General features: G+C 33.4%; 21 protein-coding genes. 15 read left to right on the forward strand and 6 right to left on the reverse strand.

The window, feature by feature from the left end; translation table 11 throughout:
- The first annotated feature begins 63 nt into the window (after nucleotides 1-63).
- The 6 genes from kdsB (at nucleotide 64) to KMW28_RS16680 (ending at nucleotide 6,110) form a co-directional block, all read left to right on the forward strand.
- Entirely contained in the window at nucleotides 64-819 is a 756-nt protein-coding gene (gene kdsB, locus KMW28_RS16655; protein WP_169662789.1) for a 3-deoxy-manno-octulosonate cytidylyltransferase, read from the forward strand.
- A gap of 119 nt (nucleotides 820-938) precedes the next feature.
- Complete coding sequence (kdsA, locus tag KMW28_RS16660; protein WP_066212673.1) at nucleotides 939-1,784, forward strand: 3-deoxy-8-phosphooctulonate synthase; 846 nt, start codon at nucleotides 939-941, stop codon at nucleotides 1,782-1,784.
- Between the two features lie 28 nt (nucleotides 1,785-1,812).
- A complete protein-coding gene (locus KMW28_RS16665) occupies nucleotides 1,813-2,826 on the forward strand; it encodes a transaldolase family protein (RefSeq protein ID WP_066212670.1) in 1,014 nt (337 codons plus the stop codon).
- A gap of 11 nt (nucleotides 2,827-2,837) precedes the next feature.
- A complete protein-coding gene (locus KMW28_RS16670) occupies nucleotides 2,838-3,542 on the forward strand; it encodes a phosphatase (protein ID WP_169662790.1) in 705 nt (234 codons plus the stop codon).
- Nucleotides 3,543-3,828: 286 nt separating this feature from the next.
- On the forward strand, nucleotides 3,829-4,785 hold the full coding sequence (gene metF, locus KMW28_RS16675) for a methylenetetrahydrofolate reductase [NAD(P)H] (RefSeq protein ID WP_084005984.1): 957 nt from the start codon (nucleotides 3,829-3,831) through the stop codon (nucleotides 4,783-4,785).
- Nucleotides 4,786-4,973: 188 nt separating this feature from the next.
- Nucleotides 4,974-6,110 (forward strand): hypothetical protein, encoded by a 1,137-nt coding sequence (locus KMW28_RS16680; RefSeq protein ID WP_169662791.1) that lies wholly within the window; start codon nucleotides 4,974-4,976, stop codon nucleotides 6,108-6,110.
- Here the strand turns inward: KMW28_RS16680 and ctlX are convergent.
- A complete protein-coding gene (ctlX, locus tag KMW28_RS16685) occupies nucleotides 6,107-7,048 on the reverse strand; it encodes a citrulline utilization hydrolase CtlX (protein WP_169662792.1) in 942 nt (313 codons plus the stop codon). The genes KMW28_RS16680 and ctlX overlap by 4 nt on opposite strands.
- A gap of 1,182 nt (nucleotides 7,049-8,230) precedes the next feature.
- Between ctlX and KMW28_RS16690 the strand changes: the two genes are divergently transcribed.
- The 4 genes from KMW28_RS16690 (at nucleotide 8,231) to KMW28_RS16705 (ending at nucleotide 12,295) form a co-directional block, all read left to right on the forward strand.
- Entirely contained in the window at nucleotides 8,231-8,848 is a 618-nt protein-coding gene (locus KMW28_RS16690) for a hypothetical protein (protein ID WP_066212656.1), read from the forward strand.
- Between the two features lie 134 nt (nucleotides 8,849-8,982).
- Nucleotides 8,983-9,684, forward strand: a complete 702-nt coding sequence (gene radC / locus KMW28_RS16695) for a RadC family protein (protein WP_066212653.1) — start codon at nucleotides 8,983-8,985, stop codon at nucleotides 9,682-9,684.
- An 82-nt stretch (nucleotides 9,685-9,766) separates the two neighbouring features.
- Nucleotides 9,767-11,059, forward strand: coding sequence for a hypothetical protein (locus KMW28_RS16700; RefSeq protein ID WP_169662793.1), 1,293 nt, complete (start codon nucleotides 9,767-9,769; stop codon nucleotides 11,057-11,059).
- 6 nt (nucleotides 11,060-11,065) lie between these two features.
- On the forward strand, nucleotides 11,066-12,295 hold the full coding sequence (locus KMW28_RS16705) for a T9SS type A sorting domain-containing protein (protein WP_169662794.1): 1,230 nt from the start codon (nucleotides 11,066-11,068) through the stop codon (nucleotides 12,293-12,295).
- 236 nt (nucleotides 12,296-12,531) lie between these two features.
- Here the strand turns inward: KMW28_RS16705 and KMW28_RS16710 are convergent, their stop codons facing one another.
- From KMW28_RS16710 to KMW28_RS16720, 3 genes are all read right to left on the reverse strand, one after another.
- Nucleotides 12,532-13,068, reverse strand: a complete 537-nt coding sequence (locus KMW28_RS16710) for a hypothetical protein (RefSeq protein WP_169662795.1) — start codon at nucleotides 13,066-13,068, stop codon at nucleotides 12,532-12,534.
- 127 nt (nucleotides 13,069-13,195) lie between these two features.
- On the reverse strand, nucleotides 13,196-13,927 hold the full coding sequence (folE, locus tag KMW28_RS16715) for a GTP cyclohydrolase I FolE (protein ID WP_084005983.1): 732 nt from the start codon (nucleotides 13,925-13,927) through the stop codon (nucleotides 13,196-13,198).
- On the reverse strand, nucleotides 13,887-14,297 hold the full coding sequence (locus KMW28_RS16720; protein ID WP_066212641.1) for a 6-pyruvoyl trahydropterin synthase family protein: 411 nt from the start codon (nucleotides 14,295-14,297) through the stop codon (nucleotides 13,887-13,889). The genes folE and KMW28_RS16720 overlap by 41 nt, the downstream gene beginning before the upstream one ends.
- A gap of 292 nt (nucleotides 14,298-14,589) precedes the next feature.
- Here KMW28_RS16720 and KMW28_RS16725 point away from each other — a divergent pair, with 292 nt between their 5' ends.
- A complete protein-coding gene (locus tag KMW28_RS16725; protein ID WP_169662796.1) occupies nucleotides 14,590-15,534 on the forward strand; it encodes a hydrogen peroxide-inducible genes activator in 945 nt (314 codons plus the stop codon).
- A gap of 264 nt (nucleotides 15,535-15,798) precedes the next feature.
- Complete coding sequence (locus tag KMW28_RS16730) at nucleotides 15,799-17,853, forward strand: sugar-binding protein (RefSeq protein ID WP_169662797.1); 2,055 nt, start codon at nucleotides 15,799-15,801, stop codon at nucleotides 17,851-17,853.
- 56 nt (nucleotides 17,854-17,909) lie between these two features.
- On the opposite strand, the gene KMW28_RS16735 is transcribed toward KMW28_RS16730, so the two are convergent.
- Nucleotides 17,910-18,416, reverse strand: coding sequence for a hypothetical protein (locus tag KMW28_RS16735; protein ID WP_066212631.1), 507 nt, complete (start codon nucleotides 18,414-18,416; stop codon nucleotides 17,910-17,912).
- A 296-nt stretch (nucleotides 18,417-18,712) separates the two neighbouring features.
- Between KMW28_RS16735 and KMW28_RS16740 the strand changes: the two genes are divergently transcribed.
- Nucleotides 18,713-21,646, forward strand: coding sequence for an FAD-binding and (Fe-S)-binding domain-containing protein (locus tag KMW28_RS16740; protein ID WP_169662799.1), 2,934 nt, complete (start codon nucleotides 18,713-18,715; stop codon nucleotides 21,644-21,646).
- Nucleotides 21,647-21,944: 298 nt separating this feature from the next.
- Nucleotides 21,945-22,754, forward strand: coding sequence for an SDR family oxidoreductase (locus KMW28_RS16745; RefSeq protein ID WP_215585757.1), 810 nt, complete (start codon nucleotides 21,945-21,947; stop codon nucleotides 22,752-22,754).
- Between the two features lie 33 nt (nucleotides 22,755-22,787).
- Here the strand turns inward: KMW28_RS16745 and KMW28_RS16750 are convergent, their stop codons facing one another.
- Nucleotides 22,788-23,480, reverse strand: coding sequence for a Dph6-related ATP pyrophosphatase (locus tag KMW28_RS16750; protein WP_169662801.1), 693 nt, complete (start codon nucleotides 23,478-23,480; stop codon nucleotides 22,788-22,790).
- A gap of 276 nt (nucleotides 23,481-23,756) precedes the next feature.
- Here KMW28_RS16750 and cysS point away from each other — a divergent pair, with 276 nt between their 5' ends.
- Entirely contained in the window at nucleotides 23,757-25,262 is a 1,506-nt protein-coding gene (gene cysS, locus KMW28_RS16755; protein WP_169662802.1) for a cysteine--tRNA ligase, read from the forward strand.
- Nucleotides 25,263-25,446 lie beyond the last annotated feature (184 nt).

Consider the following 25,446-nt stretch of genomic DNA (forward strand, 5'->3'; position numbering starts at 1 on the left):
GATATCACTTATTGCAAAAGTGCTACCTTTGTAGCCTAATAGAATAAGAACCAAATATTTAGTATGCGTAAGTTTTTAGGACTTATTCCTGCACGTTACGGTTCATCGCGTTTAGAGGGAAAACCTCTAGCAGATATTTGCGGTAAACCGATGATTCAACACGTGTATGAACGAGCTAAAGTCGCGATTGAAGATGTGTATGTAGCCACTGATGATCACAGAATCGTTGATGCTGTAGAGTCTTTTGGCGGTAAAGTGATTATGACTTCGGCAAATCACGAAAATGGAACATCAAGATGTCTTGAAGCGCTTGAACTAGTGAACAAACAAACTTCTGCGGGATTCAACGCCGTAGTCAATATCCAAGGTGATGAACCACTATTGGAACCTTCTACTTTAACAGAATTAGTCAATAGTTTTGATGATGAAACCAACTTTGCCACTTTGGTAACTCCTGTGGTACATCAGCAAGATTTAGAAAACGATAGTGAAGTATTTGTGACTTTCGATCACAATAAAAATGCACTTTATTTTAGTAGAGCAGTCATTCCTACGGTTAGAGGGAAAAAACGTAGTGAGTGGATGCAACATACTACTTTTTACAAGCACTTAGGATTATATGCCTATACCGATGAAGCCCTAAAACTGTTCTCTACTTTAGCTCCAACAACATTGGAAAAATTAGAGAGTTTAGAACAACTTCGTTGGGTAGAACATGGATACCAAATTAAGGTCGGAATTACAGAACACGACAGTATTCCTGTGGATACAAAAGAAGATTTGGAACGAGTGAGGAATATTATGCAAGAGTTAGTATAAAATTTACAAATACCTAACGTTAATCATTGGTCGTTAATTCAAAAAAATTTTAAATTGCGGCTTATTGGAATACACCTCTTTTTTTTGGGTATTCCACTATAAATAGCAATCGAATACAAATGAGTAAAAACATAGTAAAAGTTGGCGATATCAATTGTGGAGCCGACGAATTATTTCTGATCTCTGGACCTTGTGTTATCGAGGACGAGAGCATCATGTTAAAAACTGCTGAAAAGTTAAAAGAAGTAACGGAACGCCTAAACATTCCTATGATCTACAAGGCGTCTTTCCAAAAAGATAACCGTTCTTCTGTAGATTTCTACAGAGGTCCAGGTATTGAGGAAGGTCTTCGTATTCTTCAAAAAGTAAAAGACGAATTCGGTTTTTCATTGGTATCAGATGTTCACTACCCAGATCAGGTAAAACCTGCTGCTGAAGTATTGGATATCATTCAAATCCCTGCTTACTTATGTATGCAAACAGACCTAGTAGTGTCTGCCGCAGAAACAGGTAAAGTAGTGAATATCAAGCATGGTCAGTTCTTGGCTCCTGAGAACATGATCAAGCCAGCTCAAAAAGTAGAATCTACAGGTAACAAAAATATCATCTTAACAGAAAGAGGTTTCACTTTCGGTTACAACGATATGGTCGTTGACCCTCGTTCTTTCTACGAAATGAGAAAAACAGATTACCCTGTTGTTTTTGATGTAACTCACTCTATCCGTAAATATGGTATTCCTTCTGCGGATCCTAACGGAGGAGCTCGTCAATACTTAGGTACTTTGGCAAGAGCAGGTGTGGCTGCAGGTGTTGATGGTTTATTTATCGAAACTCACCCATGTCCTTCAGAAGCACTTTGTGATGCCGCTTCTCAATTAGAAGTAACACAATTAGAGGAATTCTTAAAGCCACTAATTGAAATTCATAATATTGAATTAAGCTATAGAAATAGCCCTAATCATTAAGATAAAATAATAGTAAAATACTTATAGAATGGAATTATATTTAGATTCTGCTGAGATCAACGAGATCAAATCAAGTTTCCAACAGTTACCTTTCATGACTGGATTAACTACGACACCTACTTTCATGGCGCGTCATGGTATTACAGACATCGATGGAACTATTGTAGAACTTTCTAAAATTGTACCTGTACTTCAAATCGAAGCTTTAGGTGATACAGCTGAGGAAATTGTTGCAGAAGCAAAAAGACAAGAAGCTTTAGGTCTTGACCGCGACAAAACAGTTTACAAAATTCCAGTATCAATGGAAGGTTTGAAAGCTTGTTCTATGTTGGTTAAAGAAGGCTTTAAAGTAAATATTCACTTAGTATATACTTTACAACAAGCATATATGGCTATGCAAGCTGGTGCAACTTACGTTTGTCCACTTGTAGGTCGTCTTCAAGATCAAGGTCATGATGCTCTTGGTTTAGTAGAGCAATGTGTTGAAGCTGTAAACTACTACGGTTACAATACTAAAATCATGTTCTCATCAGTTCGTACAATCCAACACATCCGTGATGCTGTAGAACTTGGTGTTCACACGATTACTGTACCTTGGAAAATCATGAAGCAGTTAACTGATAACCACTTCACGAAAATCGGTACTGATCAGTTCATCAACGATACTCGTTTAATGACTGAACGCGTAGGTGATGCGATTTCTGAAACAAACCCTACAGTAACAGCTGAAACTACTGTTGCTGATTGTTTAGTAGCTATGACTACTTACAAAACTGGTGCAGTTACAGTAATTGATGCTGAGAAAAACCCTATCGGAATCTTTACTGATGGCGATCTTCGTCGTTTAGTAACTGAGAAAGGTGGTGACGTTTCTGGTATCAAAGTAAACGAATTAGGACTTACTGCTCCTATTTCTATCGATGCTCACGAATTGTTATTCGCTGCTCATAACTTGATTAAAGAAAAGCAAGTTGACGAACTAGTAGTTACTTTAGACGGTAAAGCTATTGGTATGTTAGACGTTCAAGATATCGTAAAATAATATAATCTCTTATGAGAGAAGAATTATTTGTTGAAGGAGGAGGAGTGTTCGTAGCACCCTCCTCTTCTCTTTTAGAGCAATTGAAAAATGTAAAAGGCCTAATTTTCGATTGGGATGGCGTTTTTAATAATGGCGTTAAAGGTGGAAATATGCCAAGTCCTTTCTCTGAAGTGGACTCTATGGGTGTAAATATGCTACGTTTCGGCTATTTTTTGGAACATGGTAAAATCCCTTTTACAGCCGTTGTTACAGGAGAATACAACGAAGCTGCTTTTAAATGGGCACAAAGGGAACATTTGGATGCTGTTTGCTATCTAGTAAAAGATAAAGTAAAAGTATTGCCATTGGTAGACGAACTTTCTGGTGTTCAGCCAGAAGAAATTATGTTTACTTTTGATGATATTTTGGATATATCTTTAGCAAAAGCAGTAGGTGCTCGATTTATGATTGGCCGTGACGGCAGTCCTCTCTTTACTGAATACTGTAGAATGAATGGACATTGTGATTATATCACAGGAAATCCAGGCAACAACAATGCAGTGAGAGAAATTTCTGAAGTGGCTTTATGTCTTTTAGATCGATTTGATGAAACCATCGATAAAAGAGTCGAATTTGAAGGAGATTATGCCACTTATATCAACCTAAGACAGCAGATAGAAACAAAATATTTTAAAAATGATAAAGGGGAATTCATTCCTTCTAATCCTTTTGAATAAATTGCTTTTTATTTTTATCAATTAGTGATTTGATCATCTGTAGTTTATATAAGACACTTAGAGAGAAGCCTTTTAGCTTCTCTTTTTTTATAACATATTTCAAGAAATACTATCCTTTTTTGTGAATTTCTTAAAATAATTGATGCTTTTGATGAAATTTATCACCATCTATTTGGGAATAGCGAATGTTAAAAATAAATTTACGGTCCGATTGAGTAGAAAACATTTTATACATACTATGTAACTTCTACTTACTGTTTCAAACAAACACTTAAATAAAGGGCCTTTGAAAGTTATAGATCGTTTAATTCAAGCTGAAAGGGAGAAGAAAACTTTGTTCTCGTTCGAGTTACTCCCACCTGTTAGAGGTAAAAGTATACAATCATTATTTGATGCTATTGATCCTCTAATGGAATTCAATCCAGCGTTCGTGGACGTAACTTATCACCGTGAGGAGTATGTTTATAAAGAACTTCCTAACGGATTGTTTGAAAAATCTGTTCAGAGACACCGTCCCGGAACAGTTGCTGTTTGTGCTGCAATTATGCACAAATACAATGTAGACACCGTACCTCATATTATTTGTGGTGGTTTTTCTAAGGAAGAAACGGAAAATATTCTTATTGAATTGAATTTCTTAGGAATTGAAAATATCCTTGCACTTAGAGGTGATGCTGCTAAAGGTGAAGCTGCATTTACTCCTCATCCTAAAGGATATAAATACGCTTCTGAATTGGTAGAACATGTAGATCAATTGAATAAAGGTGAATTCATGTATGCTGAATCTGGTTTTAAAGGTGGATTCTGTATGGGTGTTGCGGGTTATCCTGAAAAACATATGGATGCAAGTAACCTAGATACGGATATAAAATACTTAAAGCAAAAAGTTGATTTAGGTGCTGAGTACATCGTTACTCAGATGTTCTTTGATAACCAAAAGTACTTCGATTTTGTCAAAAGGTGTCGTGAGGCTGGTATTACAGTCCCTATTATTCCAGGTCTGAAACCATTGACTACAAAAAGACAGTTAACACTTTTACCTAATATCTTTAAGTTAGATTTCCCTCAGGAACTAATTAAAGAAGCTGAGAAGTGTAAAGACAATAAAGCGATTAAGCAATTGGGTATTGAATTCGGTATTCAGCAAGCCAAAGAACTAATGGAATTTGGTGTACCTAGTATGCATTATTATTCTATGGGTAGATCTACTTCTGTAAAAGATATTGCAGAAGCTATATTCTAGAATATCAAAATATCATTATATTTCAGCAATCATTCCATAAAGGGGTGATTGCTTTTTTTATGACTTGGATTGGCATACTTCTATTCATTATACTGATTTACTTTCATTGGAAATCGGAATTCACAAGTAAATCGGCTTTTCGTAAATTATATTTTCCATTTTTACTGACTAAACTCTTATTAGGTAGTATGGTCGGTATTATTTATACCTATTATTATCAAGGGGGAGATACGTTTGCTTTGTTCAATGACGCCAAATTTCTTTCTGAATTAGCAATAAACCAGCCCTCGGAGTATATCAATTATATTTTTAGTAGACCCTACCACTACCCTGAACATATACAAAGTCAACTTTTAAAAAGTAATGCCTCTACTTCTATCTTTTGTATTCTGCTCAGTTTGATAAACATTTTCACCAATAATAATTATTGGATTAGTGGTTTATTCTTCAGTACTTTTTCGTTTATGGGAATATGGTTTTATATAAATACCCTTAAAAAGTATAACCCAAAATTACATTTTAGTTTAATTCTTCCCTTTATCGTTCTTCCATCGTTTGCTTTTTGGAGCAGCGGTATTATAAAAGAATCCATTTGTATGGGTATTTGTTTTTCAATTGCAGGATTTTGGGTGAAAACTGAAAAAGAAAAAAGAATCAATTGGCCTCTACTTTTTATTCACTTACTTTTTGCCTTTTTATTATTGCAAATCAAGTTTTATTATTTCTTATATCTATTCTTGATGCTAAGTGTAAATCAATTTATGTTTAGAAATAATGCTTCAAATAGAAAAGTGAACATAAAAACATATTTTGCTTTTACTGTTCTTATCATTTTAATACTACTACTATTACCTAAAATTCATTATCATTTTGATTATCAGAGACTCTTAACGACGTTAGAAACAAATTACATTAAATTATATAGTACTTCTAAAGACGGTACTGCTATTGAACTTCCTTATTTTGATGGCAGTTTAAGTGGTTTTATCATCTCCTTTCCTTTTGCATTAATAGGTGCTTTTGAATTAAGTAATTGGAATTCATCAAAAACACTATTTCAATGGTATTCTTTGATAGAAAATTTGATTGTTTTGATCGTTTTTAGTTTTGCTGTCTTCCAATTCACAAAAATTGAAAACATAAAAAAACGCCCCTTTTTAATAGGAGCGTTGGTATTTTCAATTTTATGTACTCTTCTCTTTATAGGTATTATGGGTATTGCTAGTCCTAATCTTGGATCTTTAAGTCGATACAAAATTTTATTTTTAAGTACACTAACACATATATCACTTATAATACTAGAACAAAGAAGAAAAGTTGATTAAACATAAAGTTGCTCATCTAAATATATTTCGGCCATCATGCAACGGCTACCACCTCCACAAACTATTTCAATAGTATCTAATGAGGAATGAAGAAGTTTTACATATTTAGACATTGTTTCTTTTTGTTGATCAGTAAAGGCATTAAACGCCTTTGTTGACATCGTTAATGTTTTTTCTCCTTTTAAATTAGTTACTTCCAGTACATTACAGGTAAAACCTTTTAACTGTTCGTAGGTTACATCAATTATTTCTTTCTCTAAACTTCTGAATTTTTCAAAAAGTAGTTCTTTTTCTTTTTGATCTGGGATAGATTCACCGCAAATCACCACAAAGTCTGATGCAATCGACAACATCACATTGGTATGATAAATTGGAGTACCTTCTTCGTCAACCGAATCGAATAATATTGGTTCATAACCCAAATTTTCCATATGATCACCGAATAAAGCTTCATCTGTCCTATGAGAACGACAAGCAAAAGCTACTTTATTCACCCTATCGAAAATAATACTCCCAGTTCCTTCTAGAAAAATATCATTTTCTTCATTTTTTGATAAATCAACCACCTCAGAAACATGAAAGCACATTTCTAACATTTCGATCACATCAGTTCTTCGCTCTAGTCTTCTATTTAGAGGTTTCATTGGATAAAGACAGATTCTCCCGTCTTTATGAGTTGTAAACCAATTATTAGGAAACAAAGCATCTGGAGTATAAGGATCTGGAGTATCGTCTACAACAACAACATCAAGATCATTTTCTCTTAAGTAGTTCACATAGTTATCAAATTCAGATAGTGCTTTTTCTTCAAGGTTATCCAGATTTTTAATCTCGTCGAAGTTCTGAAATTTGTTATCCACAGCTGTATCCTTATTAAAACCAAAGGATGCAGGTCTTACCATTAAAATATGGTTAGAAGAGTTATGTTTATAATGCATTTATTATGAGTAAGTAAGGATAAATCAATGACTTTTGTCAAAGATATAGAGACAAATAAAAGTTTTTTTTAAAAAAAATGAAAAAAAAATTAATAAGTGTAGATTATAACCTTACCGAATAAAGATGAAGAGATATTCATCAATATAAAAATAATCAGATAGGATAAACTTACACTTAATGAATCAAAATGCATTAAGTGTAGTCAATACAAAATAAATAGATATTAAGTGTTAAAATACACTTATAAAATTTTGCGGTAAATAATTTTGACAAAATAAATTAATACCCCATATTTGTAATGTGATCAACGGAAAAGAGTTGCTCACAAATAAAGATTAAGATATCAACAGTCTTTAAGACTGATAAAAATATAAGTAATAATTCATTTCATTTCATACTTTATTGGGAGAGGTTATCATTCAGTGGTAACCTCTTTTTTGTTGTCCATATTTTTTATAATTCATTTTTTATTTCTCAGTTAAACTTATAAATACTCCATTAATATCAGTAAGATATTTCATCCCTATTTTCTGTTATCACTTTTTTCTTATGGCTACAATAAAAAGTGTCAAAACACTCCATGTATTTTTTATCAAATTTCAAAACACCCTATATTCTATTCATGGTCATTTTCAAACAATTTACAATATTAACCTAGTGTGAACTGTTTGAAAACTAAAAATGAATATTAGTTCACAATCATTTTCAGTAAAATCAATAAATGTATTACAAACTATTAAAAAACTGTCAAAACGCAGGTTAAAACCCTTAAAAACAGTGTTTTTATAAGATTTACTGAAGATTTAAATCTCTTCTTTTTTCATTTTTTAGTCGACTTTCTAGATGAAAATTGAAATAAAAAATACCATTAACACTCATTAACAATAAAATTTTATTTTTTTTCTTTTAAGTGTAAGCGCGTACACTTTTAAAATTATAAGCTGATATAGAAAGGATATGTAATAGATTCTAATAGGATCAAAGTACACTTAATGAATAAAAAAGAATAAAGTGTATTTAGAACGAAATATTAAATTATTAAATAGGTAAAATACACTTATAAAATTTCTTTGATTTTAGTTTTGACAAAAGAAAATAATCCTACACCTTTGTCATGTACTCAATCGGGAAGTACAACAAAAATTTGAAACTTATATACACACAACAAAATATATCAAAACATGAAAAAGTTATCATTAATCATTGCAGCGTTATTATTAAGTTTAAGTTCATTTGCTACTGAAGTTTACTTACCATTTAACGGAATCTCTTATTTCTTCAAAGCTTCAACAAATGGAACTTCAGCTACATTAATGTTAGAAAATTTAGAAGGTGAAGAAGTTAATTTCTCAATTGCTAATGCAGAAGGCAAAGTATTTATGCAAAAAACAGTTATTGCTTCTGGAAAAGTAAAAGAAGATATCAACTTTAGATCATTACCAGAAGGAAAATATAACTTCAAATTAAAGTTCGAAGACAAAATGTTAGTTAGAGAGTTTTACATTACTTCAAATAAAACAGCAGTAATGATGAACTATCAATTAGCTACTTCAGATCAAAAGTTCAAAGCATCAATCGTTGAAGATCAATTAAACTTGATCATCGGTAATGATGTAGAAGGTTTTGTAAAATTAAACCTTAGAACAGAAGATGGTGAGTCAGTTTACTCTACAAAATTCTTAGCAGGTGCTAAAAATGTAAAGCGTTTTGACTTATCAACATTGCCTCAAGGTACATATACTACAGAGATGGTTATCGACGGTGTTTCTTACTCAGATTCATTCTCAATCATCAAATAGTTAAAAATATAAGTAATAATTCATTTCATTTCATACTTTATTGGAGAGGTTAGCATACAGTGCTAACCTCTTTTGTTTTATAAGAAACTTTCCTATTATTACGTTCTTATTGCTCAACTTAACGATTTAATACTATGTACACAGAAACTGACTTACATCTAAGTATCAAAAACTTAGCAGAAGAAGACCGTCCAAGAGAAAAGCTGTTATTAAAAGGGCGTCAAGCTTTATCCGACGCAGAACTTATTGCCTTATTAATTGGCTCAGGAACACCAAAAATGTCTGCAATTACCGTAGCTCAGCTTTTATTAAATGCTGCCAACAATCAATTAAACACTTTAGCGGGGTTTAGTATTAAAGACCTTAAACAAATTCAAGGTATTGGAGATGCAAAAGCGGTAACAATTACAGCAGCATTAGAACTGGGAAGGCGTCGAAAACTTCAGGAAACCAAAGAAAAAGTTAGAATTACCTGTTCGAAAGATATTTACGAGTTACTTTCCGAACACTTATTAGACCTTAATCACGAGGAATTATGGATTGTGTTACTTAACCGGGGTAATCAAGTACTAGGAACAGAAAAGGTCTCTATGGGGGGAATGACAGGTACAGTGGCTGACCCTAAAATAATATTCAAAAAAGCTTTGGAGAAAAATGCCTGTTCTATAATTCTTTCACATAATCATCCTTCTGGAAATGTAAAGCCAAGTCAGGCAGACATTTCACTCACAAAAAAAGTAAAAGCTGCAGGTCAGTTTATGGAATTACCCGTACTCGATCACCTAATTTTTGGGAACGAGAAATATTTTAGCTTTGCTGACGAGGGAATTTTATAGCTATCCTAAATTTATTAGTAATATTTTAGTATCTTATTGTTATAAAATATTCGAACTACCAAATACTATTATTGCTTTAAATATGAAATTTACTTTCCTACTCTCTATTCTCTTATGCTTTGCTTTTGAAGGGTTTGCTGAGGGCACATTTCAAAATATAAAACCAGTACTAGAACGCTATACTTCAATCGATGATTGGGAAAATCCAAATAATTGGTCACCAAAAGTAGTTCCTGATAAAAACAGCTTTATTTCAGTAAAAGAAAAATTCTTTATAATCGATTTTAATACAAGATCTTATCATGTATCTGTAGGTAGTATTGACGTCCCTGCAGGGAGTGAATTAACGATTACCAACCAAGGTAATTTACTAGTCAACAATGTATTAACCATTAACAATAAAGCTGCATTAATCATTGAAGGTAAATTAACTGCTCAGAAGATAAATATTTTTGCACATCAAGGAGAGTTTACTTTAGAGGAAACAGGTACTATAGATGCTCACGAAATATTTTTAAAAATTGATGATTATACTGCAGATATCAGAGGTCAGATTTCAAGTACATATATCGATATTGGCTTTGTGAGTAAAAAAGGAAGTCTACTTCTTGGGAATAATGCTTCTATTGATGTTCAAAGTAAGTTTTACATAAGAAATAAGTTCAAAGACAATATTACTGGGGATATCAAAAAGATTTCTTCTTTTGAATGTGAAGGAAATGAAGCAATATGTAAAGGAATTAAATCCAATAGACTGAGAAGGCCTACGATTGTCGACTTTTTTGATATCGAAGTGAACAATCAAACAGCATTTATTTATTGGGAAACACTCAGGGAAAAAAATTGCTCAAAGTTCATTGTAGAAAAATCTGAAAATGGAGTAGACTATGTTTCAATTGGAGAAATTCCCGCAGCGGTAAATGCTAGAGAAATATCTCCATACGAACTACAAGACAAGAATTTTGATACCAACAAAGAAAATTATTATCGCCTTAGAACTGTACAACAAGATTTAGAAGAATTTATTTGGGTAAGACATCTTCCAGCAGGAAAAAATGATAGAGAAGAGTTTGGTGTCGCAAAAGTTTCACCCAACCCTACCAACTTTAAATTAATCCTTCAACTAGAGTTTGAAGATCCAAAGTCTTTAGATATTAAATTACATCATACTCAAAATGAAAGTATTTGGGATATTAAACCTACCATAGAAGGTAACAAAGGTATTTTTAATGTGCACCACTACCCTGCTGGAAACTATATACTTAAAGTAAAAAATAAAGAACAATTGATCTATTCTGGAAATGTGGTCATTTATGCCACTAACAGTAAAGGCAATTTAAAAAATAGTCAAGCTATAATTATCGAAGAAGAATAAATTGATATGAATCCAAAAAAAATTCTATTTCTTGCTATTATCAATTTCCTGATAATAGAATCTTATGCAACCACTCAAACCATACATGGTAGACATTACAAAAACTTTTATGTTGCACCTGGAGATATTGTTGTTGTCTCTGGTGATTTATATTTTGATAGTGATTATTCACATAATGGACAAAATTATTCTTCCAACGGGAGTAGCCCTCATAGTTTTTTGATAGACAATGGAGGGACCCTAGTTGTACAAGGATCTTTATATGTGGATGGTTTGGTAACTATGATTAGTCAACATGGAAAACCTAACGCAAATCATCCAAGTCTTCCTGTAAATGTTAGAGGAAATATACTTATTCAAAGAGATTTAAAAACAAATGGAGCAATAAACTTCCATTCTACACCTCAATCTAACCTTATCGTTTTGGGTAATATCATTAAAACTCAAGAAGTTTATGGTGGTAGACATGGAAATGCTGCTATACACAATGATATTATTGGAACAGATAGAAGTCACCATTATTTAGGAGAACACACTCAAATCCAATCTTCGTTCTTCCATGGAGGAGGAGGTCAAACTAGAATTACACCAGATACTAAAGATCAAATTCCACCAATTATAAAAAATCTAATCACGACATATGCCCCAAATTCACAAGCGGGAGTAGCTCTACCTGTAAAGCTTGTTTATTTCAAAGCAGAAGTAGTAGAGAACTCAGTACACCTAAAATGGGAAACAGCTACAGAAATCAATTCTAAATTATTTATCCTTCAAAGATCATCTACCGAAAATGAGAAGTTTAAAAATATTGAGAAATTTAAAGCAGCAGGGAACTCCAATACAACAATAAAATATGAATTTGAAGATAAAAATGTAAGTTATGGTAATCACATCTATAGGCTTATTGAAAGAGATATTGATGGAAAAGAACAAAATTGGACACAGTTAATACATATTTCTTCCCATAAAAATGACGGGAGAATTCTAAATGTGTATCCTATTCCATGTAAATCTGTATTAAATATTGAATTAAATAATTTAGAAGAAAACGATCAACTCGATATTGAACTTATACATACAGGAACAGGTCAAAAAATACCAGTAGTTCATGAACAAGAATCTGAACGTTATCATCAACAATTAAATGTCCGAGAAATGGAAAATGGTATTTATGTTCTTATTGTAAATGATAATGGTAAATCTATCTTTAAAAAAGAGATTGTCATACAACATTAATGATCATTTTTTTATAAAAACCAAAAAGCTTCATTCAATTGATATATGAATGAAGCTTTTTTCAAATATTCCTTAACGCAATGAACTCAAATAAATATAATACGTGATATATATTAAAATTACTTGAAAAGCGAACTCAAGATATTGAGATTTATTCTCAGCCCATTATTAAAAGAGTTTTACATATTGAACTGAAAATTTGAAACAGTTTCTATTCTATAGGGACTGTTTTTTTATTAGAAATAAAATCCAACTGTAAAATCTACAGCACCTAGAGTATATCCTTGATATTGCCCCGAATACAAATAGTTTAACTGAAGATTAAATATGGCTACAGTTGCTCCGACGCCACCTCTAATTCCAAAGCTCCAAAAGTCATCGATAGGTTTAGGGTCTTGACCTGTGCCTCTATGTTGTAAAAAATAAGTCTTTACACCTCCTATACCACCTTGTACATAAGGGTGAAACAATGTACCCTCTTTTCCTATAATATAATATCTACCTGATGCCATAATTGGAACTTGATACCATACATGAGTAAGTGAAGGATCGACTGGAACAGCTGCAAAAGCATTTACATGTCCTGAAAGGATTCCGTCCCATTTCTCACCTGCATTATAACCTAACTCCAAATAGGCACTGTAACCTAAGTTAGAAAAGGGCGATAGATCTCCTACTCCTTGACTACCACCTCCTCCTATTCCAAAATGGAATTGAGCAAATGATAAAGTAGACAAAAATAGAAACGATATAAGTAACAGGAATTTTTTCATAGGTTTATGAAGAGCACTAAGTTTTTAGAATAGTAAATATTGTGTTATACAAATTAATAGGATTTCATTAAAAAGAAAAGAGATGACCACTATTGTAATCATCTCTTCTTCTATTATTTGATATATTTTATTCAGAAGTTTTTGGTACTAAACTTAAAAACTCCTTCCTAGTATCTGCTTCTTTAAATTTGCCAGAGAAATGAGATGTTACAGTAGCACTGTAAGTATCCTCAATACCTCTCATAGAAACGCATAAATGTTTCGCATCAATTAATACCGCAACATCTTCTGTTCCTAATGTTCTTTTCAATTCCTCCGCAATTTGTACTGTTAGACGCTCTTGTACTTGAGGTCGTTTAGCATAATGCTGAACGATTCTATTGATTTTAGAAAGTCCTATCACTTTACCATTAGAAATGTAAGCAACATGTGCGAATCCAATAATAGGTACAAAGTGATGTTCACAGTTAGAATAGAAATGAATATTCTTCTCTATCAACATCTCATCATATTTGTACTTATTGTCAAACAGCTTGATGTCAGGCTTATTTTCTGGGTTAAGACCACTAAATATTTCCTTCACATACATCTTCGCGACTCTATTAGGAGTTCCACTTAAACTATCATCCGTTAGATCTAGTCCAAGTGTATCCATAATCTCACGAAAATGACCTGAAATTTTATTTATTTTCTCTTCATCAGACAATTCAAAGGCATCTTCTTTCATTGGTGTATCGTAAGATGTACCAACATGATTATCCCCAATTTCATCTATATCTGATTCTCTGTAGACCTCCATACCATTCTGGGCAATTGCCTTAGATTGATGGGTACTCCACGAAGTTTCTTTCTGTTTCATATAATATTACTTTTAGGTCAAATTTTTCTTCCAACTGATTTCTCAGTAGTTGCCAAATCACAACACAAATATTTTCTGCCGTTGGATTCAAAGAAGAAAATTCTTCCACCTCTTCATTTAAATTTTTATGATCGAATTTATCAAGAACATGTTTTTGAATGATATCTCTAAGAATTTTCATGTCAATAACATAGCCTGTTACTTCATCGATCTCACCTGTTACCTTAACGGTAAGGTTATAGTTATGTCCATGATAATACGGGTTATTACATTTGCCGAATATCTTTTTGTTTAATTCATCCGACAAGTTTGGATTGTGTAAGCGATGAGCCGCATTAAAATGTGCAGTCCTTGATACTGTTACTTTCATTAATTAGTATGTTAGATCGTTTCTGACCAATTTCAAAAGCGTACCATAAAGGAAGTCACAAAGTTACAAGAGTAGCTTTAATTACCTAAATTCAAATGTGATAAGTTTACGAACATTATCACAAATGATGTTGCAACAGGGGTTAGTAATTAGAAACTGATCTAAATGATTGTTAAATCCTCTTCACATAAAGCATAACAAGCAAAAAAATAAAATGTTTTTAAAAAATGACTTTTTAATTTTTTCAATTGAAGTGTTTAAGTTGGTATTTTTATGACAAATTAATGATCATATGACAATCACACAAATAGAATATATAATAGCTGTTGATCAGTACCAAAGTTTTTCAGCTGCAGCCGAAGCTTGCTTTGTCACTCAACCTACTTTAAGTATGCAAATCAAAAAGCTCGAAGAACTGCTTGATGTTGTCATATTTGATAGAGGTAAACAGCCCATTATACCTACCGAGATAGGAAAAAAAATTATCGAACAAGGAAAAATTGTACTTCAAGAATCTAAAAAAATTGATGATATAATTCTTCAGCACAAAGGAGAAATTAGTGGTGAACTAAAATTGGGTGTTATCCCAACGCTAGCCCCTTATCTCTTACCTTTATTTGTCGGTGATATATCCAGAAAATACCCTAACCTCAAATTAATCGTTAAGGAACTTCAAACAGAAGAAATCATCAGTCAGTTAAATAAAGACTTAATTGATGTCGGATTGTTAGTCACTCCTATCAACGAAAATGGGATCCATGAACTTCCTCTGTTATATGAGGAAATTATGGTGTACACCAATCCAAATTACAAATTTGAGGGACAGTTAGAAGTCAGCTTAAACGATGTGGCTTCTCCAGATATATGGTTACTTTCAGCAGGACACTGTTTTAGAGATCAAATGATTAATCTTTGTTCTTATCAGCGTACAAATAAAATGAACAGTTCGTTACCTATTTCTTATGAAAGTGGATCTTTGGAAACTTTAATTCGATTGGTTGATAAAGAAGGAGGTTTTACTTTACTTCCTGAACTGGCCGTTGATTTACTTCCTGAAGATGGAAAAGATCAAATTAGGACTTTCGTAGAAGAACGACCAATGCGAGAAGTCAGTTTAGTGTATGCTAGAAACTTTGCCAAAGCCAGCTTAATCAAAGTTTTAGAAGAAACTATAAAAGAAAATGTTCCTAAAGAAATGCTCACCCGTGAAAGGGGAAGTGTAGTCGAATGGAGATAATTAAAAAGGATGAAGTTGAAAAATTTCATCCTTTTTTTATGGATTCAAATGGGGGACGTATCATTGTTTACCCCTCTTTTCGTATAGAAATATAAATTTTTATCCCCCACTATTTAGCGATAAAATTTTCCGCAAATACCCTCATCATCCTATTAAATTTATCACCGAAATGAATTATTAAAAAAGCTGTAAATGAAGCATTTGAACTAACTTAACTAATCAGATAATTGCTTACTTAACTACAGCTACTTCAATCTTAACTTTATGAATAAAAAACTACAATTCATCTTTTGGGGATGCATGGTATTCGCTTTTTTGTCCACTCCTCTTCATGCTCAAACCACTATTCAAGAATGCGAAAAAAACGTATTCGTAGAACGAGACGGATATGTTGTCTTTGAGGCAGAAAACACCACTCTAAACGACTATTGGCTACTTACCAACTCCTTTGATGAAGACGCATTGGGTGATGGTCATATAGAATTTCAAGGGCAAAACAGTTACGGTAGTGTTGTTGAAGAAAGTATTATCACATACAAAATTCAAATCTCTAATCCGGGAACTTATCAAGTAAAATGGCGCTCTAGAAATGGTAAAAATGCCGTTAAATTTGATGAAGAAAACGACAGTTGGATAAAAGTGGAAGCCACAGAATATTACGGTATAAAAGCAAGCACAGGAGAGAAAGTGGTCAACGGTAATCACTTTATTAAAATGTGGATTCAAGATCTTGATAAATGGTCTTGGAATAGTTTCGGGGAACATCATGGAGTCAACGGCATGAATGTTTATGCATATTTTGAAGTACCTGGAATTTATGAAATTCAAGTCGCCGGCCGATCTAAATTTCACCCTATCGATAGAATCGCATTGTATCAAGCTGACAAAGGTAATGTCGCTATGAACATTAACACACCTGCTGCTGAATTGGAATGTGAAGATGAATCTTTTAAAGATTATGCAGCCAAAAGGGAATATAAAATCAAGCAATTAGAAACTCCTATTACAATTGATGGTGAGGCAGAGGCTCTTTGGGATTATGTAGAAGCAGAAAAAGGTAATTACGAAGTAAATGGAAATGCAATTTCTACTGTAAGCGATCTTAATTACACTTTCAAATTAGCTTATGATTTAGAATACTTATATCTCTTGGCAGAAGTCACCGATGATTTCCCTAAAGTATTAAACCCTTCATCGGATAAAGAAAACGGAGATGCAATTGAACTGTACTTCAACCCTAATAATATACATCAAGAAAACGGTGCATACGACGATGATCTAATGATTCGCTTACAGTATGGAGCAGAAAACAACGAAAACTTCAAAATTGGGAATTGGAAAGCCGAAAACGACGACAACATTCAATATACAAGCACCACGAATGCCTCAGGTTATTTATTGGAAGCTAAGATTCCTTGGAATGGAATTCTTACAGATGTATCTAATCTTGAACTTAGAAAAATGGGATTTGAAATCTCTGTCATCGATAGAGATGCCAATCTACTTATAGAAAATGAGTTAAACTGGGCAAACAGTACTGGTAAAAATCTAGCCAAAGAAGACACAAGAAAATTCGGTACCATACAACTTGATCAAAAAACATATAATTATCCATTTAAAACAGGTTGGGAAATTATTTATGTAGACAGCGAAGACACCAATGGTATTGCTGAAAATGCAATTGATGATGATATGGAAACCTTTTGGCATACGGAATGGAGAGATCAAAAAACAGCCCTTCCTCATGAAGTTCAAATTGATATGAAACAGGAATATCACATTGAAGAAGTACATTATTACAACCGACAAGATGCATATGGTCCGAATGGAGCCATTGGAGATTATGAGGTCTACATCAGTAATTCTTCTTCTGAATGGGGAGATCCTGTTGCAAAAGGGACACTCGTCTGGGGAGATAATTTAGTTGAGAATTATAAAATTCTTCAAAAAATTATTTTGGATGAACCTGCTACTGGACGTTACATGAAATTGGTGGCATTATCAGAAGCACAAAACGATCCTGATATACCATTTACGGCAGCTGCTGAATTTTATATCGTAGGAAAAACTCAAGATGTTACTTCTGTAGATCGTTTAGAACATCAAGATATTTCTATATATCCCAATCCAACATCAAATAGGTTGACTATTAGAAGTACTGCTGAAATAGAGCAATTTAAACTGTTTGATATGTATGGTAAGTGTGTTATTAAAGGAACTGCCAATAGTATTCAACTATCTGATATTGCATCTGGAGTATATATCCTCCACGTATATGTAAAAGGAGAAGTGATGAAGAAGAGAATCATCAAACAATAAATAAAAAATCCCATCAGCTTATCAACTGATGGGATTTTTTTATCAATACCGATAGTTTAATAATCACCGTTATTGATGGCTTGTAGATCTTGCAACTCTTTGAGTCTGGATTCGTGTTCATCTACCCACTGAGTTAGATTATATTCTCCTTCTTCGTAGAGTTCAGAGTAAGGAACGTATTCACTACCGAGTTCTGAAAACTTATCGGTAAAGTACAGTTCAATTTGACCGAAATTAAGATTTATATTTCTTGTCCAATCTTCGTATTCAGTTTGTGTTACCTGAGCACGAGATAATGCTCTGTTTATTTTAGCTTGCTCTTGTTGTGCTTGAAAATCTTTATCAGCATTTAATAGATCTTTTTTAAGAATTTCATAAAGTTGATATTCTTCAGCAGTGATATCAAACAAATCTTTACCAAAATACATTACCCATAAATTTTCATCCGTTGGGTTTTCTTTTAGTTGAGACCATATGTGAGGTTTAACTAATGGATCTTCAATCATCTGCTCATCATCATAATATTGAGCATGGGCTAAGGTGGATCCAAATAAAAGGAACATGAAAAATAAATACCTTAATATTTTGACATTCAATCCCATAAAGTTTAAAAAAATAATACTACGCTTATAAGTTATTATACTTGTAAATTAGATAAAGTGTTTCGTTGGCACTTCTCCAATAAACAAAAAATCGAAAAACTATGCCAAATATACAACCATCTTTTTTTTAAATTGATAAAAAAATCACTGAATAATGTGAATCAATATTCGGTTGTGACTATTATATTTGCAAACAAGGAATTATACTATTACAATATTTGTCGATCCGGTGCGATTACACCAATAATATTTTTAGAATGACAGCAAAATTGAATATAAACAGCAGACATCTTCAAAATCTCCAAAAAAAGCTAAAAGGAGAATTACATTTTGATGATGTGATGAAAACACTCTACTCTACTGATGCCTCTGCATATAAAGAACTTCCTTTAGCAGTAGCTTTCCCAAGAGATGAGGAAGATATTAAAACCCTTATTCAATTTGCTAACGAATATAATACCTCACTTATTCCTAGAACTGCAGGTACTTCTTTGGCAGGACAAGTAGTAGGTAGCGGCATCGTTGTGGATGTATCGAGAACATTCACCAAAATTTTAGAAACTAATAAGGAAGAAGGTTGGGTTAAAGTACAGCCGGGTGTTATTCGAGATGAGTTGAATAAACATCTAAAAGATTACGATTTATTCTTCGGGCCTGAAACATCTACTGCGAACCGTGCAATGATTGGTGGTATGGTTGGAAACAATTCTTGCGGATCGAACTCTGTTTTGTATGGATCGACTAGAGATCATTTAATAGAAGTTAGAGGTTTCCTAAGTGACGGTAGTGAGGCTGTTTTTAAAGAGGTTACTCCTGAAGAATTCAAACTTAAAGCGGCCCAAGATAACTTGGAAGGTCGTTTATATAAAGAAGTGGAAGAAATGCTTCTTCCTGAAGAGGTGCGTGAAGAAATTGCTAAAGAGTTTCCTAAACCATCTATTCCGAGAAGAAATACTGGTTATGCCATCGATTTGCTTGCACTGATGCAGCCATTCAACCCTAATGGAAAACCTTTCAACTTCTGTGAATTGATTGCCGGTTCTGAAGGTACTTTGATCTTCATTACTGAAATTAAACTTCACTGTAATCCAACTCCTCCAAAATATAAAGGTGTGCTTTGTGCACAATTCGATTCCATTGATGAATCATTAAAAGCCAATTTGATTTCCCTAAAATTTAATCCAACTGCGGTTGAGTTAATGGACAAATACATTTTGGATTGTACTAAAAACAGTATTGAGCACAGTCAGAATAGGTTTTTCTTAAATGGTGATCCGGCTGCTGTTTTGGTGACAGAAATTGCTAGAGATACTCAGGAAGAAATGCGACAAGCTGCCGCAGATTTAGAAGCTGCGTATAAAGAAGCAGGAATGGGTACTTTCTTTAAGCTAGTGGAAGGTGCAGATGTAAAACGTGTTTGGGATCTTAGAAAAGCTGGGCTTGGTTTATTATCAAATGTTCCGGGCGACCCAAAAGCTGCTCCGGTAATTGAAGATACCGCTGTTGATGTAGAAGATCTTCCTGCTTATATCGAAGAATTCAATATCACTCTTAAAAAATATGATCTGACATGTGTGCATTATGCACATGCTGGTTCGGGTGAACTTCACCTTCGTCCTATCCTTGATTTGAAGACGGAAGAAGGAAATAAAATGTTTAAAACAATTGCCGATGAGATTGCTCATTTGGTGAAGAAATATAGAGGATCGCTAAGTGGTGAACACGGTGATGGTCGATTGAGAGGTGAGTTTATCGAGTTTATGGTAGGTGAGAAAAACTTTAAACTTATCGAAGCGGTAAAACGTTCTTGGGATGGTAATAATATCTTTAACCCTAACAAGATTGTGGACACTCCTCCTATGAACGAAAGTCTTCGTTTTATGCCTGGTATCGATACTCCTGAGATTAAAACAACCCTAGACTTTAGTGCAGCACATGGTGTATTACGTGCAGCAGAGTTTTGTAATGGAGCGGGTGCTTGTCGTAAAACAGAGGTAACAGGTGGAACAATGTGTCCTTCTTATATGGCTACTAGAAACGAGAAAAACACAACTCGTGCTAGAGCAAACATATTAAGAGAATACTTAAGAGCACCTTATCAGATTAACCGTTTTAATCATAAGGAGATCTACGAAGTAATGGACCTTTGCCTTTCTTGTAAGGGTTGTAAATCAGAATGTCCTTCTAATGTTGATATTGCCAAGCTAAAAGCAGAATTCCTACATCAATATTATAAAGCGAATGGTGCGCCTTTACGTTCAAAATTAATTGCTTACTTCCCTAAGTTAACGCAAATGGCGATGTTAACTCCTGGGTTATTCAATTTAATGATCAGTAATCCACTTACAGGAAGCATCTTTAAATCATTTACTGGCTTTGCACAAGAAAGATCAGTACCTAAAGTACATAAGTTTACATTTAAAAGCTGGTTGAAGAAATACGTTTCTAAACCTGCTGCAAAAGGTAAAGTTTATATTTTCTGTGATGAGTTTACCAACTTTAACGATACAAAGATTGGTTTAAAAACGATAGAATTATTAGAAAAACTAGGTTATGAAGTACATTATCAGCCACACGTAGATAGTGGTCGTACTTTTATATCAAAAGGTTTCTTGGATGAAGCGCAAGACCTAGCATGTAAAAACGTATCGATGTTGAAAGATTACATCTCTGAGGAAACTCCATTAATTGGTATCGAACCATCAACTATTATGGCCTTTAGAGACGAATACCCTGATATCGTTCATGATCATTTAAAGCCTGCCGCAAATGAATTAGCAAAACATGCGTTGATGATCGACGAGTTTATTGCCAAAGAAATGAAAGCAGGTCGTATTTCAGAAGATCAGTTTACTGATGAAGAAAAACTAATTAAGCTACATACACACTGTCAGCAAAAAGCAACAGGTACCCAAGTAACCGGTAAACAAATGTTGAGTTTACCGAAAAACTATAAAGTACAAATTATCCCGACGGGATGTTGTGGTATGGCGGGTTCTTTTGGATATGAGAAAGAACATTACGAAGTTTCTATGAATGTTGGAGAGTTAGTACTTTTCCCTACGGTTAGAGCTTTGGATAATGATGTGATTGTTGCTGCATCAGGAACAAGTTGTAGACATCAAATTAAAGATGGAACCGACAGAGATGCTTTACACCCTGTCGAGGTTTTATTAAATGCTATTAAATAACATATTACATAATATTTATATAAAAGAAAGAGGACTTGTTCCTCTTTCTTTTACCTGAAAAACAACACACTAGTTAAGAATTGAACATATTATTATAAAATAAATATCAAAAATATAGTGTTGATATTTATTTACTTAAAAGACTGAAAAGGTTTTGTATATATGCGTTAATACATTGATTTTTTAATGAAAGTATCTCTTACTTTTGCATTAACAATTGACTGACACAACTGTAATAATGGTTCGAGACAAAAAAAATATACTGATAACTGCACCTTCAAGTATCATTGGCCGAAATATGATTCATAGAGCTCTTCGTAATGAGGAGTTGTTCAATGTATATGTTGGCCAACGTAACTATATGTCTAGAGAAAATGTGATGTACAGAACATTAGATTTTCATCAGACATTTACGTTTAAGGATGCCCTAAAAAATATTGATTTTGTTTTCCTAACAGTTCCAGAAAATTTTTCGACATTCAAAAAAGAAAACTACGAGAACTTTTTACAAGCTTGTAAATTATCTGGTGTAAAAAAGGTAGTTCTGTTATCTGTACATAAAGCCAATTCTATTTGGTTTATGCCTTTGCAACAAGTCGAAAAACTTCTAATTAACAGTACCTTAAATTATTCTATCATTAGAAGTACTGTTTTCATGCAAAATATATTAAGGTACTATCAAGTAGATATTGAGACCCAAAAAAAGGTCAATATCCCCAACTTTAATGTAAAGGTGAATTGGATTGATGCTTCTGATGTTGCTAAGGTCCTATTAAATGCGATGCATGATATCGACTTCTTATTAAATAAAACAGTAGAAATTACAGGTTTAGAAAATCGTGATTTTATGGAAGTTACTGCAAAATTGAGTGCCTCGACCAATCAGGATTTTCAGTACAAAGTTGGTTTACCTAAGTTTATCAAAAAGTTACCTGTAATAGATCGTTTAGTATTTACTATTCTATCTATTTATTACTTTATTTTGGGTGCCCCTACTCCTACGAATACTTTCGAAGCATTAACAGGGAGACCACCCAGGCGATTAAACGAATTTATCATGCGTAATCTCTCTGTATTAATGCCCGATAAAGCAAAGAATACCTTTTAATCTGAGTTTGGTAAAGCTTTGATTTTCATTAAATTACTTTAATTCTAAATCACAGAAATGAAATTTAGAATGAATCATATTGCCATCGGCATCTTTAAATTCGTATTCTCTCACTAATTTATTTCCTACTGTAAAAGGTACTGGATTATTAAAAATAGGACCGTCGAATACAAAAGTGTGGAATTCTCCATTTTCTCCACATGGATCAATTCCTTCAGGTAAATCATTATAAAAATCCATATCCAAGATACGACCATTAAAGTCATCCCCTAATTTTTCATTTACTGCAACAGTAATGGCTTTAAATCCTGCAGCAACAAAATCTTTGTACAATTGATGTGTATCTCCTCCCCACAAAGGAAAATGACACTTCAGCCCTACTTTATCCATTTGGTCTTCTCTATACTTTCGTAAATCTTCCAAAAAGATATCGCCAAGAACTAAATCTTTGATTCCCTCATTTACAAAAGGTTGAAGGTGTTTGCCCAACTCTCTATCATAAGTGTCGTGTGTTGCATCTTCTTCTAAATACATTTTATGCAATGGCAAACCAATTGATTCTGCCTGAAGATCTAATAATTCCTCACGCACTCCATGCATACTTATTCTTTTGTATTCTTTAGACAAAGAAGTAAAGAGACCCGTAATTTTCCATTCTTTTAATGCCTTATAAAGAGCAAAAGAAGAGTCTTTTCCACCACTCCACTGAAATAGTGCTTTATTCATTTTCAATTCCTATTTATTATTTCTAATTTTGGTTATCTAATCAAAGGTAATTTATGAAAAGCATTTTACATACCGCTATAATCAATATCAACTCCACTCGATGTTGTTGATTACCATAATCCTCACTTTCTGTGCAGGATAAATTACCTATTCCCTAAAAATTTTATTTTGTTATTAATTTTTACTCTAGATGATGGAGGAAGTATGTCTTAATGTGCATCTTTCTTTGCATATTTGCGTCATCTTGGTAAAATCAATTTTATAAATATTGCGAACATGCAACCAGATTTAAGAAAACAACTAAAAGTCTACAATACACTTTCGAGAAAGAAAGAACTTTTTGAACCTCTTAATCCTCCTTTCGTAGGAATGTATGTCTGTGGACCAACCGTTTATGGTGATGCTCACTTAGGTCATGCACGTCCTGCTATTACTTTTGATGTCATTTTTAGATATCTAAAGCACCAAGATTTCAAGGTGCGTTATGTACGTAATATCACCGATGTTGGTCACCTTGTAGGTGATGCTGATGAAGGTGAAGATAAAATTGCCAAAAAAGCCAAATTAGAGCAGATCGAACCTATGGAAGTGGTACAGTTTTATACTGATCGCTATCATAATGATATGAATGCCCTGAATGTATTGCCTCCAAGCATAGAACCAAGAGCTACCGGACATATTGTAGAGCAAATTGAAATGATTGAAAAAATCATTGAAGCTGGCTACGGATATGAAAGTAACGGGTCAGTTTATTTTGATGTTGTAAAATACAACAATGACAAAGAATATGGTATTCTATCTGGTCGTAACATTGAAGAAATGCTTGAGGGAACTCGCGACCTTGACGGGATGAGTGACAAGAAAAACCAAGTGGACTTTGCACTTTGGAAAAAAGCAGAACCTGAGCATATCATGCGATGGAATTCTCCTTGGTCGGTAGGTTTCCCTGGATGGCACCTTGAATGTTCTGCAATGTCAGCCAAATATTTGGGTGAACATTTTGATATTCATGGAGGTGGTATGGATTTAAAATTCCCTCACCACGAAGCAGAAATTGCTCAGTCACATGCATGTAATCATGTTACTCCAGCTAAATACTGGATGCACAATAACCTGATCACTATTAATGGTCAGAAAATGGGTAAATCCCTTGGTAACTTCATTACACTCGAAGAACTGTTTGAGGGTAAGCATGAGTTATTAGAAGAGGCATACTCACCTATGACTATTCGATTCTTTGTTCTTCAGGCACAGTATAGATCAACATTAGATTTCTCTAATGATGCTTTAAAAGCTGCTCGTAAAGGATACAGAAAAGTGATGAACGGTCTACGTTTGGCAAAAAGTATGAAGTTCGTTGCAGACGATAGCATTGAAGTAAATGAAAAACAAGCCAAAAATATTGAAAGCATTATCAACTCTATTTACAGAGGTATGAATGATGACTTCAATACAGCAGTAGCTATGGCGGGTATTTTCAATCTTTTAAAGAAAATCAATGCTGTTCATGCTGGTAATATTCCTGCAGCACAACTTGGTGAAAAAGCATTCAACGATATGATCAATGCTTATATCACATTTATTGAAGATGTTTTAGGCTTAAAAGAAGAAGTTCCTAATCACTTTATTCCTGCTTTAGAATATATCCTTAAAGATTATGCTTCTGCAAAAGAAGTAAGAGATTATGATAAAGTAGATGCTATTCGTGCTCAGTTGAAAGATATGGGTGTTGTAGCTAAGGATACTAAAAATGGTGTTGAATGGGCTTATGATGAAGCTTAGGATAAAATACATTTTTACTAAAGAGACTCTGTATTTCGGTACAGAGTTTTTTTTTGTCAAGTATCAAAATCTATTTGATCAGAAAACAGGAAAAAACAATTGTTCCGATTATTTTTTTACTATTTCAAAGTTTTCATTACAACTAATTTACCGAATAACCTCACAAAAACTTACTTTAAAAAAC

It is taken from the genome of Flammeovirga yaeyamensis, assembly GCF_018736045.1.
Taxonomy (GTDB): Bacteria; Bacteroidota; Bacteroidia; order Cytophagales; family Flammeovirgaceae; genus Flammeovirga; species Flammeovirga yaeyamensis.